The organism is Motilibacter rhizosphaerae (assembly GCF_004216915.1).
Taxonomy (GTDB): domain Bacteria; phylum Actinomycetota; class Actinomycetes; order Motilibacterales; family Motilibacteraceae; genus Motilibacter; species Motilibacter rhizosphaerae.
The window spans coordinates 786,388-800,052 of record NZ_SGXD01000001.1; the positions used below are offsets into that span (position 1 = coordinate 786,388).

Genomic DNA, 13,665 nt, shown 5'->3' on the forward strand with positions numbered 1-13,665 from the left:
GGAGGTCAGGCGGTGACGAAGCGGTGGACCGCGTCGCGCAGGTGCTGGGCGGTCGAGCTGAGGTCGTCAGCAGCCTGGCGGGCGGCCTTGCCGTCGTCGGCCGCGGTCGTGACCGAGCCTGCGAGGTCGTCGATGGTGCCGGCGATCTCGTGCGTACGCATCGCGGCCTCGGTGACGTTGCGGCTCATCTCGCCGGTCGTCGCGGTCTGCTCCTCGACGGCGGCGGCGATGGAGATCTGGTGCTCGCTGATCTCCGCGATGATCCGGCTGATGCCGCTGATGGCCTCCACGGCCTGGATGCTCGTGCTCTGGATCGCCTCGACGCGGCGCGCGATGTCCTCGGTGGCGCTGGCGGTCTCGCGGGCCAGGTCCTTCACCTCGCTCGCGACGACGGCGAAGCCCTTGCCGGCCTCACCAGCGCGGGCGGCCTCGATGGTGGCGTTGAGCGCGAGCAGGTTGGTCTGTTCGGCGATCGCGGTGATGACCTTGACGACCTCACCGATCTCGGCGGAGGAGGCGCCGAGCTTGGTCACCGTGTCGGTGGTGTTCTCGACGGCCTCGACCGCCTCGCTGGCCACGCCCGCGGCCTTGTTGGCGCTCTCCGAGATCGACTGCATCGCGACGCCGGTCTCCTCGGCGCCCGCGGCGAGGGTCTGCACGTTGGCCGAGACCATCTCCGCGGAGGCGGTGACCAGGGACGCGCGGTCCGCCGCGGTCGCGGTCGAGCTGCCGATGCGGCCGCCGGAGGCCTGGACGCGCTCCGAGGCCTCGGTGACGCGGTCGGCCGCCTCCGTCAGAGCGGCCACGGTGTCGCGCATGGCCTGGCGGGCCTGCTCGTAGCCGTGCGCCATCTGCCCGATCTCGTCGTCGGACGGCACGAGGGCAGCGGCGGTGAGGTCGCCGGTCGCCATGCGGGCGAGGGCGCTCTGCACCTTGCGCACCGGGCCGACGATGGCCTGCGCCACGACGAGCGCGAGCGCCACGGAGATGCCCAGGCCGAGGAGGAGCACGATGACGAGCAGGCGGATCGCGCTCGACTTGGCGCGCTGGATCTGCAGGCTGCCCTTGATCACCGCGTCGGACTCGATCTTCTCGATGCGGTCGAGGTTCTCGCTCGCGGCCGAGATCGCGCTGTTCTCGTTGGCGCGTGAGCCCTGGAAGGTCGCGACATCGCCCTTGCGGCCGGCGGGGAGCATCGTCGAGTCGCGGGTGTCGCGGTAGAACCCGACCGCGCTCTGGATCACGTCGTTGGTGCCCGCGCGGTGCGTGCTGTGCGCTGCGTACGCCGCCCACGCCTTGTCGTAGGCCGTGTCCGCCGCCTTGATGTCGGCCTCGGCCTGTCGGCGAGAGATGTCGTCGCTCAGGTTGATGTAGCCGAGGAGGGTGTTGTCCTCCTGCAGTAGGTTGTTGCGCGCCTCGTTGAGGCGCAGCGCCTGCTGCATGTGGCTGTCGGAGATGACCTTCGCGGTGTGCGCCACCGAGCGCAGCTGCAGGACACCGACGGCGCCCACGCCTGCGGTCGCGAGCCCCGCGACCAGGGTGACGACGAGCAGCTTTGCCCGTACGCCCAGATTGCGCCAACTAGCCAACATCCCGCACCCCTCCGAGTCCTGCGCTGTCCAGAGACGATCGGCGCCGGCCGCCGAGACCTGAGGGGAGTGCAGAGGGCGCGGGGGAGGGGCCCAAGACGTGCATGATCACGGGAGAAGAGGGCGAGCGGCCCACAACGTGCATGATCACGGGGAAGGGGAGGGGCCCCGCGCGGGGTCGGCGCCACCCCTCCCACCGTGATCATGCAGATCCTGGGCGCCCAGGACCTGCATGATCACGGGAGAAGAGGGCGAGCGGCCCAGGACGTGCATGATCACGGGCAAGGGGGAGGGGCCCCGCGCCGTGCGCGGGGCCCCTCGGACGAGCGTGCTGCGGATGAGCGGCGCAGCAGGTGAGCAGTGGTGCGACTCGCTACGCGCGGGTCACGGGTAGCTCACCACGTCGACCGGCACCGTGGCCGACCCCTGCGCCGTGGCGCCGACGTCGTTGATCACGTGGGTGATCGTGCCGTTGCCGCCGAGGCTCACCGTCGCCATGTCGTGGAACTTCACGCCGGCGGTGTTCGGGACCTCGAACGCGTGGTACGCGTTGACCGAGGTGTTGACGTTGAAGTAGCAGTACGACCCCAGGCCCCACGCCTCGTGGGTGGTGACGCCCGGCGCGACCTTGTACGCCGCGTACCCGTTGGTCGTGGAGGTGCTCATCCAGGCGGCCTGGTTGGGGACGTCGTACGGCATCTCGTTCTGGAAGAAGATCGTGCGGCCGCGCTCGCCGTTCCAGAGCACCTCGAACTTCTGGTAGTGCTCGACGAACAGACCCGTGGCGATGACGTCGTTGCCGTTGACCGTGAGCCCGTTGGCGGCGGGGTTCGTGGTCCAGCCCACACCGGCGCCGTGGTCAGCGCGCCACGCCCAGATGTGGTCGATGATGACGTTGCCGCTGTTGACGACCAGGCTGTTGGTCGCGCTGCCCGGTCCGGCACCGCCGATCCGGAAGAACACGTCCTGGATGCTCGTCGGGTTGCTGGCGTGCGCGCCACCGGACCCGGCCGGACCGACCTGCAGCAGGGTGTCCGAGTTCGTGGTCCCTGCGTCGAAGAGCACGCCCTTGATGCGGACGCCGTCGACGTCAGCCACGTGCATCGCGTCCACACCGCCGTCGGGGATCAGCGTCGGCATGCCCACGCCGAGGACGGTGGTGCCGGCCTTCGTGACGTTGAGCGTCTGGTTCAGGTGGTAGACGCCCGGGGTGAAGAACAGGTTGCAGCCCTGGGCGAGGTAGCCGTTGAGCGTCGCCGCGCTGTCCGTGGGCTTGGCGACGTAGAACGTGCTCATCGGCACCGAGGTGCCCGGGGTCGAGCCGCCCGCCCAGCTGGCCTGCGACGCGTTCGTGCGCAGGGACGGCAGGAACACGCGGTACTTGCCGCTGCTGTCGACGTAGAGGTACGGCACGTCGCGCGACACGGGGGTCGTGGACAGCGTCGTGAAGGGCGGGTTCGGGAAGCTCTGCGCCGGAGCGCCGCTCACCCCGCTGAACACCATGTTCCAGTTGGACCCGCTCCAGCTGCCGAAGCCCGAGTCCCGCGAGTACCACTGCTGCTGGCTCGCGGACGCGACCTGGCCGTCGACCTTCGTGTCGGCGATGTAGCCGCCCGAGGCCCAGCCGTAGCTCGCCGGGAAGAGGTCGAGGTTGCCCTTGACGTGGATCCGGCGGAACGGTGCGGCCTGCGCGACCGCCCAGCGGTCCTCGCCACCGTTCGCGGTGATGGCGAGGTTCTCGGCCGAGCGCCAGAAGTTCTGCGTTGCGTTGCCCGTGCCGTCGAAGGCGTCGACCGTGACGTTGCCGACGATGTTCGTGTCATCGGGGTTCTGGCCGAGGCCGAGGATCGAGGTGTAGTAGCCGATGTTGGCGTAGACGCCGTTGTAGGTGCCCGGCTTGAAGAACAGCGCGTCGCGGCGAGTGCCGAACTGGTTGAGCTTCTGCGCGTTGAAGACCTCGTCGAGCTTGGCCTGGATCGTGGCCGCGCTCATGCTCGGGTCGAAGACCGCGACGTTCGCCCCGAAGTCCGGGGTGTCCGACTGGGTCGGGCAGGCCGCCGGCGTCGTCCCACCGCCGCTGCCGGTGGTGTAGGCCTGGATCTCCCAGAGGCTGTAGCCGTACTGGGTGGCGCGGGTGGTGCCGTAGACGCGGAGGTAGCGCCCGGTGCCGGTGACGTTGAGGGTCTGGGTGCCGCCGGTGCCGGTGGTGGTCGAGTAGATGGGAGTCCAGGTGGCGGCGTCGGTGGAGGTCTGGAGCTGGAAGGCCTTGGCGTAGGCGGCTTCCCACTGCAGGACGACCTGGCAGAGGGTCTGGGGAGTGCCGAGGTCGATCTGGATCCACTGGGGGTCGGTGGCGGCGCTGGACCAGCGGGTGCCGGGGTTGCCGTCGACGGCGGCGCTGGCGGGGGTGCCGGCGTTCTCGGTGCTGGAGGCGGTGGCGGTCTTGCCCTGGGCGGCGTTGGTGGTGCCGCACGTGCCGCCGGTGCCGCCGCCGGTGGTGCCGGTGGTGCCGTAGACCTGGAACTCCCACAGGCTGTAGCCGTAGGTGGTGGCGCGGGCGGTGCCGTACATGCGGACGTAGCGCCCGGTGCCGTTGACGGGGAGGGTCTGGGTGCCGCCGGTGCTGGTGGTGGTGCTGTAGACGGTGGTCCAGGTGGCGGCGTCGGTGCTGGTCTGGATCTGGAAGGCCTTGGCGTAGGCGGCTTCCCACTGCAGGGTGACCGAGGTGACGGTGGCGGTGGCGCCGAGGTCGACCTGGAGCCACTGGGGGTCGGAGAACGCGCTGGACCAGCGGGTGCCGGTGTTGCCGTCGACGGCGTTCGCCGCAGCGGAGCCGGCGTTCTCGGTCGAGGAGGCGGTCGCCGTCTTGCCCTGCGACAGCAGCGCATCAGCCGCGTGGGCGGGAGAGGTCGCCGTGATGGCGGCGACCGGGGCGAGCAGCAGGCCGGCGAGGGCGGCCGCGACCCGGCGCCCCCTCCTGCCGACGGACGTCCTCGTACGTGCTCGAGGACGGAGGGGTGCCACAGGCATGGGGCCTGCCTCTCTGCAGGGGGAAGCCGTTCACGGCTTTCTACAAGACATGAAATGTCAGCCTCGGCCCACGAGCCGTCAAGAGCGCGGAAGCGCTTCGAGCAGGACCGTTATGGTGTTGTGACCGGAATGCCCCCTCCGTGCTCCGGCCCTCCCCGTCAGAAGGAGGGCCAGCTCCGACCCGTCCACGCGGCGTCCCAGAAGAGCCACTCGTGGACCGTGCCCTTCCGGTACAGGCGTCGGGCGCGGGCGTCCGGCTCGGCGGTCAGGTCCGCTCCGACCCGGTCGACGACGTCGAGCACGGCGGCGACCGTCTGCTGGAACCCGGGGTCGGCGTAGGTCGCGATCCAGGCGGCGTAGCGCGGGTCGGGCGAGGAACCCGGCAGCAGCACCTCCCCGACGCGGGCGTAGACCCAGTAGCAGGGCAGCACGGCGGCCAGGCCGTCGGCGAAGGAGCCCGTGGCCGCCGCTGCCACCAGCGAGTCGACGTACGCGGTAGTGGCCGGCCCGGGCTCGCTCGCGGCGGCGGCCTCGGGGTCGATGCCGAGCTCGGCGAGCAGGCCCGCGTGCAGCTGTCGCTCCACCGCGATCGCCGTCGCCGCGCTGCGGGCGAACAGCGCGACGTCGCCCTCCTCGTCGCCGTGCGCCGCCACCAGGGCCAGTGCGCGGGCGTAGCCGCGCAGGTAGTGCGCGTCCTGGACGAGGTAGCGCTCGAACGCGGCCGCAGGGAGCGTCCCGTCCGCGAGCCCCGCGAGGAACGGGTGCGCGAGGATCGCGTCGTACACCGGCAGGGCGGCGCCCCACCACCGGGTGGCAGCCCCTGCAGGTCGGGTGGACGGGTCGGTGAGCAGCGGGGTCACGCGAGGACCGCCATCCCGGTCGTGGGCGACGACGCGTACGCCGTCTCCCGGCGCGGGATGCGACCGGCGAGCCGGGCGAGCCGGCCCGCCCGGACGCCCGCGGCCATGGCCGCGGCCATGACCGCGGGCTCCTGGGCGCGGGTCACCGCGGTCGCGAGCAGCACCGCCGAGCAGCCGAGCTCCATGGCCAGCGCCGCCTCCGAGGCGGTCCCGATGCCGGCGTCCAGGACGACCGGGACCGTGGCCTCCTCCGCGATGGCGGCGATGTTGCGCGGGTTGCCGATGCCGAGCCCGCTCCCGATGGGGGCGCCGAGCGGCATCACCGCCGCGCACCCCGCGCGCTGCAGGTGCCGGGCCAGCACGGGGTCGTCGTTGGTGTAGGGCAGGACGACGAAGCCCCTGGCCACCAGCGCTCCTGCCGCTTCGAGCAGCTCCACGGGGTCCGGGAGCAGCGTGGTGTCGTCGGCCACCACCTCGAGCTTCACCCAGTCGGTGCCGAGCGCCTCGCGGGCGAGCTCGGCAGTGCGCACGGCCTCGCGCGCCGTGCGGCAGCCCGCCGTGTTGGGGAGGAGGGCGACCCCGCGCGCCGTGATGACGTCGAGGATCGAGCCGGTCGTGCCGGCGTCCACCCGGCGCATCGCCACGGTGCACAGCTCGGTCCCCGAGGCCTGGAGCACGGCGTCGAGGACGTCGTGGCTCGGGACACCGCCCGTGCCCATGATGAGCCGCGAGCCGAACGAGCGTCCGGCGATCACCAGGGGGTCGTGCACCGTCATCCTCCTTGCACCGCTGTCAGCACCTCGACGGCGGCGCCGTCGTGGAGCACGTGCCCGGCCCAGGCGCGCCGGGGCACGACCTCGCCGTCGACGGCGACCGCGATCCAGCGCGAGTCGCCGAAGCGCTCGGCCACCAGGGCCGCGACGGTGGCGCCCGCGCGGAGCACGGTCTGCTCGTCGTTCACCCGGACCTGGACGCTCATGCCGGGACCTCCTGCCGCAGCGCGAACCGCTCCGGACCGAACGCCGCGAGCTCCGCAGGGAGCGGCTCGCCGGCGAGGAGCCCCGCCACGGCGTACCCGGTCGTCGGCGCGAGCAGCACGCCGTTGCGGTAGTGGCCGGTCGCGACCAGGAGGCCGGGGACGCCCGTCGGGCCGACCACCGGACCGTTGTCGGGGGTACCGGGACGCAGCCCGGCGGACACCTCCACCCACTCCGCCTCGTCGAGGCCCGGCACGAGCAGCAGCGCGTCGCGGAGCAGGTCGTGGACCGCTCCAGCCCGGCGCTCCGTGACGAAGCCGCGCTCCTCGCTGGTCGCTCCCACGACGACCTCGCCGGAGGCGCGGGGCACCACGTAGACGGGCGTCCCGCGCACGCGGCCGCGGACCACGTGCTCGACGACGGGCTCGTCCGTGCGCAGTCGCAGCGTGTGGCCCTGCACGGGGCGGACCGGCACCCGGAGGTGCTCCGGCAGTCCGGGGAGCCGTGTGGTGGCGGCGCCCGCGGCGAGGACGACGGCACCGGCGCGTACGGGCCCCGACGCGAGCTGCACGACCGGGGGGCTCCCCGGGCCCAGGCCCGTCGCCGCCTCCCGCACCAGCGCGACGCCGAGGCGCTCCAGCGCGACCAGCAGGGACGCTACCATCGCGCGGTTGTCGACCTGGGCCTCGCCGGCCGCGACGACGCCCCCCGCGACCCCCGTCGCCAGTCCGGGCTCGACGCGCCGCAGCGCCCCCCCGGTCAGCAGACGGGTCTCGAGGCCGAGCGCGCGGCGCCGCGCGTCGAGGTCGCGCAGGGCGGCGAGGTCCCCGGCGTCCCAGGCCACCTCCACCGAGCCCGTCGCGCGGTACCCCGCGTCGAGGCCCGACACCCCGGCCAGCTCCGCGACCGCAGCGGGGTACGCCGCGGCCGCCGCGAGGGTCAGCGCGAGCAGGGCGTCCTCGCCGTACGCGTACTCCGTGACGGGGGCGAGCATGCCCGCGGCGGTCCAGCTGGCCCCGCGTCCGGGCTCGGGGTCCACGACCGCCACGGAGGCTCCCCGGCGAGCGGCGCAGAAGGCGGTCCACAGACCGACGACACCCCCACCGACGACGGCCACGTCGACCGCGTCCTGCACCGCCCCCGCCCTCCCGCCTGGGCAGGTGCGCGCGCGGACCGCGGACTCCCTACGCCGGCATGACCCGTCTCAGGTTCGACGGTCGGACGGCGTCGGCGTCCCTCTCAGCCCGCGGCCCGGGCTCCCGTGTCGCGGAGCAGCCTAGCCGGGTGGCCTGCCGGCCCCGCTCAAGCCCCGCGGGTCGGCGCCGAGCTCCCCTCTCGCAGGTCGATGTCGCCGTGCCGCCGGGCACCGAGGCCTGCGGCGAGGCGGGCCTGGCGGCGCCCGTACGCGAAGTAGATGACCATGCCGAGCGCGAGCCAGATGACGAAGCGGAGCCAGGTCTCGAGCGTGAGGTTGGCCATGAGGTAGAGGCAGGCCAGCGCGGACAGCACGGGGACCACCGGCGAGAGGGGCACGGTGAACGCCCGCTTCACGTCGGGGCGGGTGTGCCGCAGGATCGGCACGGCCAGCGAGACGAGGACGAAGGCGAACAGCGTGCCGATGCTGACGAGGTTGGCGAGGTCGGCCAGCGGCACGAAGCCCGCGAGCAGGGCGACGAGCACGGTCACCACGACCGTGATCTTGTACGGCGTGCCGAAGCGCGGGTGGATCGCGGAGGACGCGCCCGGGAGCAGGCCGTCCCTCGTCATGGCGTAGCCGATGCGGCCCATCGCGACGAGGTCGACGAGCACGACGGTGGTGAGGCCGCAGACCGCGGCGACGTCGACGAAGTACGACGCCCAGCCCGCCCCGACGCTCTTGAAGGCGCTGGCGATGGCGGCGTTGTCGTCGATGTCCTTGTAGTTCACCATGCCGGTCAGCACGAACGAGACGCCGACGTAGAGCAGCAGCGAGATGCCGAGGGTGCCGAGCAGCCCGAGCGGCAGGTTGCGCTGCGGCTTGCGGGTCTCCTCGCTCATGTTCGCGACGGCTTCGAAGCCGGTGAAGCTGAAGAAGACCACGGCCATCGCGGTGAGGATGCCGCCGATGCCGTAGACCGCGGGGGAGACCCCGAGGACGGCCTCGACCAGGGTCTGCGACGCGCCCGTGTCGCCCTTCGCCGGCTTCGACGGGGGGATGAACGGCGTGAGGTTGGAGCGCTTGATGTAGAACACGCCCACCGCGATGATGAACACGCAGATCGCGACCTTGACGATGACGAGCCCCGTCGCCAGCCGCGCGGACTGCTTGATGCCGGTGTAGGCCACGGCCCCCAGCACCACTACCAGCGCGATCGCCCCGATGTTGACCGTGGAGCCGTCCTCCGCGAACAGCGACGACGGCAGGTGGAAGAGGTTCGCGAGGTAGCCCGACCAGGCGCGGGCCACGGACGCGGCCCCCAGCGAGAACTCCAGCACGAGGTCCCACCCGACGATCCAGGCGAAGATCTCGCCCATCGTCGCGTACGCGTAGGTGTAGGCGCTGCCCGCCGTCGGCACGCTGGAGGCGAGCTCGGCGTAGCAGAGGGCCGCGAGGAACGACGCGAGCCCGGCGAAGGCGAACGACAGCACGATCCCGGGGCCGGCGTGCTCCTTGGCCTGCACGCCGGTCAGCGTGAAGATGCCGGCACCGATGACGATGCCGATCCCGAAGCCGACGAGGTCGAGCGCTCCCAGGCGCTTCTTGAGGTGGCCGCCGCCGCTCTCGCCGGAGCCGGGGCCCTCCTCGTCACCGCCCTGCTCGAGGATGTCCTCGACGGGCTTGGTGCGGAAGAGATCGAGCGACATGGGCCGGGAGTACCCCTCCGCCACGCATCCCAAGCGTCCCCGCAGGTCACCCGGGCGAGTGGCGGTCAGCCGACGTGCACCAGCGGGCGCCGGGAGACGTCCGGCTCGGCGCGCCGCAGGACCTCGCGGGTCACCGGCGCCACCTCGCCCTCCCCGATGAAGAGGAAGCGCAGCAGCCCGACGAGGGGCGAGCCCTCGTTCCACGAGAAGTAGACGTGCGGGACCAGCCCGCTCTGGTCGCGCATCTCCAGCAGCAGCTCGGCCACGGTGTTGGGCACCACCGAGCTGGTGACGGTGAGGATGCGGTAGCCGAAGCGCTCCTCGCCCCGGACGTCGAGGTCGGCCTCGAAGTCGGAGGAGTCGTCGACGGTCACCTCGAGGAACAGCAGCGGCGCCCAGCCCGGGAGGTCGTTCACCTGCCGCGCCTCCGCGGCCTTCTGCCGGTACTCCTTCGCGTCGCGGGCGTCCGGCTCGTTGGCGACGACGCGCAGCGTCCCGCACTTGGCCGTCTCCGCGACGAAGGCGCGGGCGCGCGCGTCGAAGTTGACCGTCGTGCCCCGCAGCTCGAAGGCCCGCGAGACCCGGGAGGCGAAGGAGACCAGCAGGATGGCGAGGATGAACAGCCCGCCGATGCGCACGCCGTCCGGGCGCTCCACGACGTTCGTCGCCGTCGTGTAGGCGAAGACCGTCGCCACCGCCCCGAACGCGAGCAGCAGCGTGTGCTGCCCAGCGGCGCGAGCGCTGATCGTCACCGCCACCGAGGCGGAGGTGATGAGGACGAGCACGCCGGTCGCGTACGCCCCGCCCTGCGCGTCGACGCTCGCGTCGAAGACCCAGGTCACGAAGAAGGCGATGGCACTGAAGACGAGCACGAGCGGGCGGATCGCCTTGGCCCAGCGCGGCGCCATGCCGTAGCGCGGGAGGTAGCGCGGCACGAGGTTGAGCAGCCCGGCCATCGCCGAGGCGCCGGCGAACCACAGGATGGCGATCGTGCTGAGGTCGTAGACCGTGCCGAACGCCGAGCCCAGGTGCTCGTGGGCGAAGTACGCGAGGGCGCGGCCGTTGGCCGGCCCGCCCTTCTCGAACGCCTTCTGCGGGATGAGCAGCGTCGTGACGAAGCTCGAGAGCACGAGGTAGACGCTCATCACCAGCGCCGACGTCATGAGCAGGCGGTGGGCGCCCCGGATGCGGCCCGCGGGGTTGCCGGGGGTGTCGCTGGGGTCGCCCGTGATCTGCGGCATCACCGCGACGCCGGTCTCGAAGCCCGACAGGCCGAGGGCGAGCTTCGGGAAGACCAGCAGCGAGGTGCCGATGACCGCGAGCCAGTCCGGGTGCTCCGTGAAGAGGAGCCGGTGCCAGTCCGAGATGACGTGCGGGTGGCGCAGGACGTCGACGACGCCCACGCCCACCACGACGGCGTTGAGCGCGAGGTAGAGGGTGACGAGGACGACGGCGATGCCGATCGCCTCGGCGAAGCCGCGCAGGAACACCGCCGCGAGCAGGCCGAGCAGCACCAGGGTGAGGACCAGCTGCTGGCCGTGGAGCCAGTGCGGCGCGTACGGGTTCTCGACCGCGTGCGCGGCGGCGTCGGCCGCGGACAGCGTCATGGTGATGAGGAAGTCGGTGGCCGCGAAGCCCAGCAGCACCAGCACGAACAGCTTCCCGGCCCACCAGGGCAGGGTGTGCTCGAGCATCGCGATCGAGCCCTCGCCGCGCGGGCTCTCCTTCGCGACCCGGCGGTAGACCGGCAGCGCGCCCAGCAGCGTCAGGGCGACGAGGACGAGGGTCGCCAGCGGCGCGACCGCGCCGGCGGCGAGCGCGGCGATGCCGGGCTGGTAGCCGAGCGTCGAGAAGTAGTCGACGCCCGTGAGGCACATGACCTTCCACCAGGCGTGCTGGTGCTGCTCCTCGGGCTCCACGCGGTGCGGGCCCGCGTGCTGGGTCGCGCGGTCGTTGAGCCCCTGGAGCAGCCAGGTGCGGAACCGCGGCTGGAGAGACGTGCTCACGCCGCTCCTAGCGCAGGCCGAGCAGCTCGACGGCCCGGCGCGCGGCCGGCCCCCCCGAGCCGCGTGCCGCGTCGAGGGCGCGGGGCACGTCCAGGCCGTCGAGCAGGGCGGCGTCGACCTCGGCGGCCCCGCTGGCGCTCCCGGGCCGGCCCGCTGCCGCGTGCAGCTCCTCGACGGTGGCGGCCGCCTGCTCGAGCAGCGCCGGGGAGTACTCCCAGTGCTCCTCGGGCCGGCGGGCGAGGCAGAGCAGCCGCACCGCGGAGGGCGTCGTGGAGGCGAGGAGCTGGTCGACGAGGACGAGGTTGCCCGTCGACTTCGCCATCTTCGCGCCGTCGACGCTGACGACGCCCGGTCGCAGCCACGCCCGCGCGAAGGGGACCACGCCGGTCGCCGTCTCGGCGAGCAGCGCCTCGACGGCGTGGTGCGGGTAGGCGAGGTCGGCGCCACCGAGGTGCAGGTCGACCGTGCCGTACGCGCCGAGGACCATCGCCGCGCACTGGGCGTGCCACCCGGGGCGCCCCGGGCCCCACGGGCTCGGCCAGACGACCTCGTCGCCCTCCCTGCCCCCGAGCCAGACCGGGGTGTCGAGCGGGTGCTCCTTGGCCGGGTCGTCCGGCTCGTCGCCGAACTCCCGGCTGAGCTCCAGGGCGCGCGCCTCGTCGACCCCCGCCCGCTCCGCCGCGGCGGCGGCGCGTGCGTAGACCGTGCCGCCGACGACGTACGCCGCGCCCAGGTCGACGAGGGCGGCGGCCAGCGCGATGACCTGCCGGACGCTCCGCCGCGCCGTGGGCTCGTGGTCCGGCAGGCGCACGCCGAGCGCGGACATCGTCACGTCGAAGGCGAAGCGCTGGCGGCTCGCGAGCAGGTCGTACGGCTCGCCGCTCCTCCGCGCAGCGGCCAGCAGGGCCTCGTCCACGTCGGTGACGTTGCGGGTGAGCTCGACCTTGCTGCCGGTGGCGCGCAGCACGCGCGCGGCGAGGTCGGACCACAGGAAGGTGGAGGCGTGACCGAGGTGGGTCACGTCGTACGGCGTGATGCCGCAGACGTACATCCGCACGGGACCCACGGTGTGCAGCGGGCGACCGCCGAGCCGCAGGGGTGCGGGAGGAGCGTCAGGGCGGTTCACGCTCCTGATCCTGCCACCTGGTGCGGGCAGCGCCCGGGGCCGGCCGAGGTGCGCCCGGTTTGTCCGGATCGCCACGCTGGGTAACGGGGGTCGAGAGCACCCGAGACCCCGAACGGAGTCCCGCCATGTCCGTGGCAGACAAGGTCCGCGACCGCCTGCACGTCGGTGCGCACGACAGCAAGCCCTCCGACGACCGCCCGCAGGTCCTGCACGACCGCGCTGCCGAGCCGGCGACCGCGCAGCGCCAGCCCGGCGCCCAGGCCGAGAAGCCCACGGACATCCCGGCGGCCGGGTGGAAGCAGATCCTCGAGCGGGCCTGGAAGGAGTCCAAGGAGGACAACGTCTCGCTGCTCGCGGCGGGCGTGGCCTTCTTCGCGTTCCTCGCGGTGTTCCCCGCGGCGATCGCGGCGGTGACGCTGTACGGCCTGTTCGCCGACCCCACCGACGTGGCCAAGCAGGCCGACAGCCTCACCTCGGGCATGCCTGCCGACACCCGCTCCCTGATCACGCGGCAGCTGACGGCGATCGCCGGGGAGAAGTCCGGCGCTCTCTCCGTGGGCCTCGTCATCAGCCTGCTCGCCGCGCTCTGGTCGGCGAGCGGCGGCATGGGCAACCTCATGAAGGCGATCAACATCGCCTACGACGAGGAGGAGACCCGCACGTTCGTCAAGCTGCGCAGCACCGCGCTCGCGCTCACCGTCGGGGCGATCGTCTTCATCGTGGTGGCCGTCGGGCTCATCGCCGTGCTGCCCTCGCTGCTCGACGGGCTCGGCACCGCCGGGGTCATCGCGGTGCAGGTCGTGCGGTGGGTCGGCCTCGTCGTCGCGGTGATGGTCGCGCTGGCCGTCGCGTACCGGTACGCGCCGGACCGCGACGACCCGAAGTTCCCCTGGACCTCGCAGGGCGCGGTCATCGGCGGCGTCATCTGGATCATCGCCTCGGTCGCCTTCGCGCTGTACGCCTCGCGCGGCGGCTACAGCAACACGTACGGCGCGCTGGCCGGCGTCGTCGTGCTCATGATGTGGCTCTACATCACGTCGTACATCGTGCTGCTGGGCGCGGAGATCAACGCCGAGTCCGAGCGGCAGACGATGGCCGACACGACGGTCGGGGCCCCGCGGCCCAAGGGCGAGCGGCGCGCGGTGGCCTCCGACACGTTCCCCGAGGACGCCGCCCACTGATCCCTGGCGCGGGAGTCGCGCCCCCACCTCCCCCGTGATCATGCACGTCCTG

10 protein-coding genes are annotated in these 13,665 nt (G+C 72.8%); 1 reads left to right on the forward strand and 9 read right to left on the reverse strand.

The features are described from left to right. Positions 1 to 5 precede the first annotated feature (5 nt). From EV189_RS03550 to EV189_RS03590, 9 genes are all read right to left on the reverse strand, one after another. Positions 6 to 1,592: a methyl-accepting chemotaxis protein gene (locus EV189_RS03550; protein WP_130491538.1), complete on the reverse strand. Its 1,587-nt coding sequence runs from the start codon at positions 1,590 to 1,592 to the stop codon at positions 6 to 8. Positions 1,593 to 1,973: 381 nt separating this feature from the next. Continuing rightward, positions 1,974 to 4,619, reverse strand: coding sequence for a discoidin domain-containing protein (locus EV189_RS03555; RefSeq protein ID WP_130491539.1), 2,646 nt, complete (start codon positions 4,617 to 4,619; stop codon positions 1,974 to 1,976). Between the two features lie 158 nt (positions 4,620 to 4,777). Beyond that, a complete protein-coding gene (locus EV189_RS03560) occupies positions 4,778 to 5,479 on the reverse strand; it encodes a TenA family protein (protein WP_231116022.1) in 702 nt (233 codons plus the stop codon). Next, positions 5,476 to 6,255, reverse strand: coding sequence for a thiazole synthase (locus EV189_RS03565; protein WP_130491540.1), 780 nt, complete (start codon positions 6,253 to 6,255; stop codon positions 5,476 to 5,478). The genes EV189_RS03560 and EV189_RS03565 overlap by 4 nt, the downstream gene beginning before the upstream one ends. Then, complete coding sequence (gene thiS, locus EV189_RS03570) at positions 6,252 to 6,458, reverse strand: sulfur carrier protein ThiS (RefSeq protein ID WP_130491541.1); 207 nt, start codon at positions 6,456 to 6,458, stop codon at positions 6,252 to 6,254. Before thiS ends, EV189_RS03565 begins: the two co-directional genes overlap by 4 nt. After that, a complete protein-coding gene (gene thiO / locus EV189_RS03575; protein WP_130491542.1) occupies positions 6,455 to 7,591 on the reverse strand; it encodes a glycine oxidase ThiO in 1,137 nt (378 codons plus the stop codon). The genes thiS and thiO overlap by 4 nt, the downstream gene beginning before the upstream one ends. 167 nt (positions 7,592 to 7,758) lie before the next feature. Further along, complete coding sequence (locus EV189_RS03580) at positions 7,759 to 9,300, reverse strand: amino acid permease (RefSeq protein ID WP_130491543.1); 1,542 nt, start codon at positions 9,298 to 9,300, stop codon at positions 7,759 to 7,761. 65 nt (positions 9,301 to 9,365) lie between these two features. Continuing rightward, positions 9,366 to 11,306: an amino acid transporter gene (locus tag EV189_RS03585; protein WP_130491544.1), complete on the reverse strand. Its 1,941-nt coding sequence runs from the start codon at positions 11,304 to 11,306 to the stop codon at positions 9,366 to 9,368. A 7-nt stretch (positions 11,307 to 11,313) separates the two neighbouring features. Next, positions 11,314 to 12,432 (reverse strand): hypothetical protein, encoded by a 1,119-nt coding sequence (locus EV189_RS03590; protein ID WP_231116023.1) that lies wholly within the window; start codon positions 12,430 to 12,432, stop codon positions 11,314 to 11,316. A 125-nt stretch (positions 12,433 to 12,557) separates the two neighbouring features. Here EV189_RS03590 and EV189_RS03595 point away from each other — a divergent pair, with 125 nt between their 5' ends. Further along, positions 12,558 to 13,613 carry a YihY/virulence factor BrkB family protein gene (locus tag EV189_RS03595; protein WP_130491545.1) on the forward strand — a complete coding sequence of 352 codons (1,056 nt, stop codon included), beginning with the start codon at positions 12,558 to 12,560 and terminating at the stop codon, positions 13,611 to 13,613. Positions 13,614 to 13,665 lie beyond the last annotated feature (52 nt).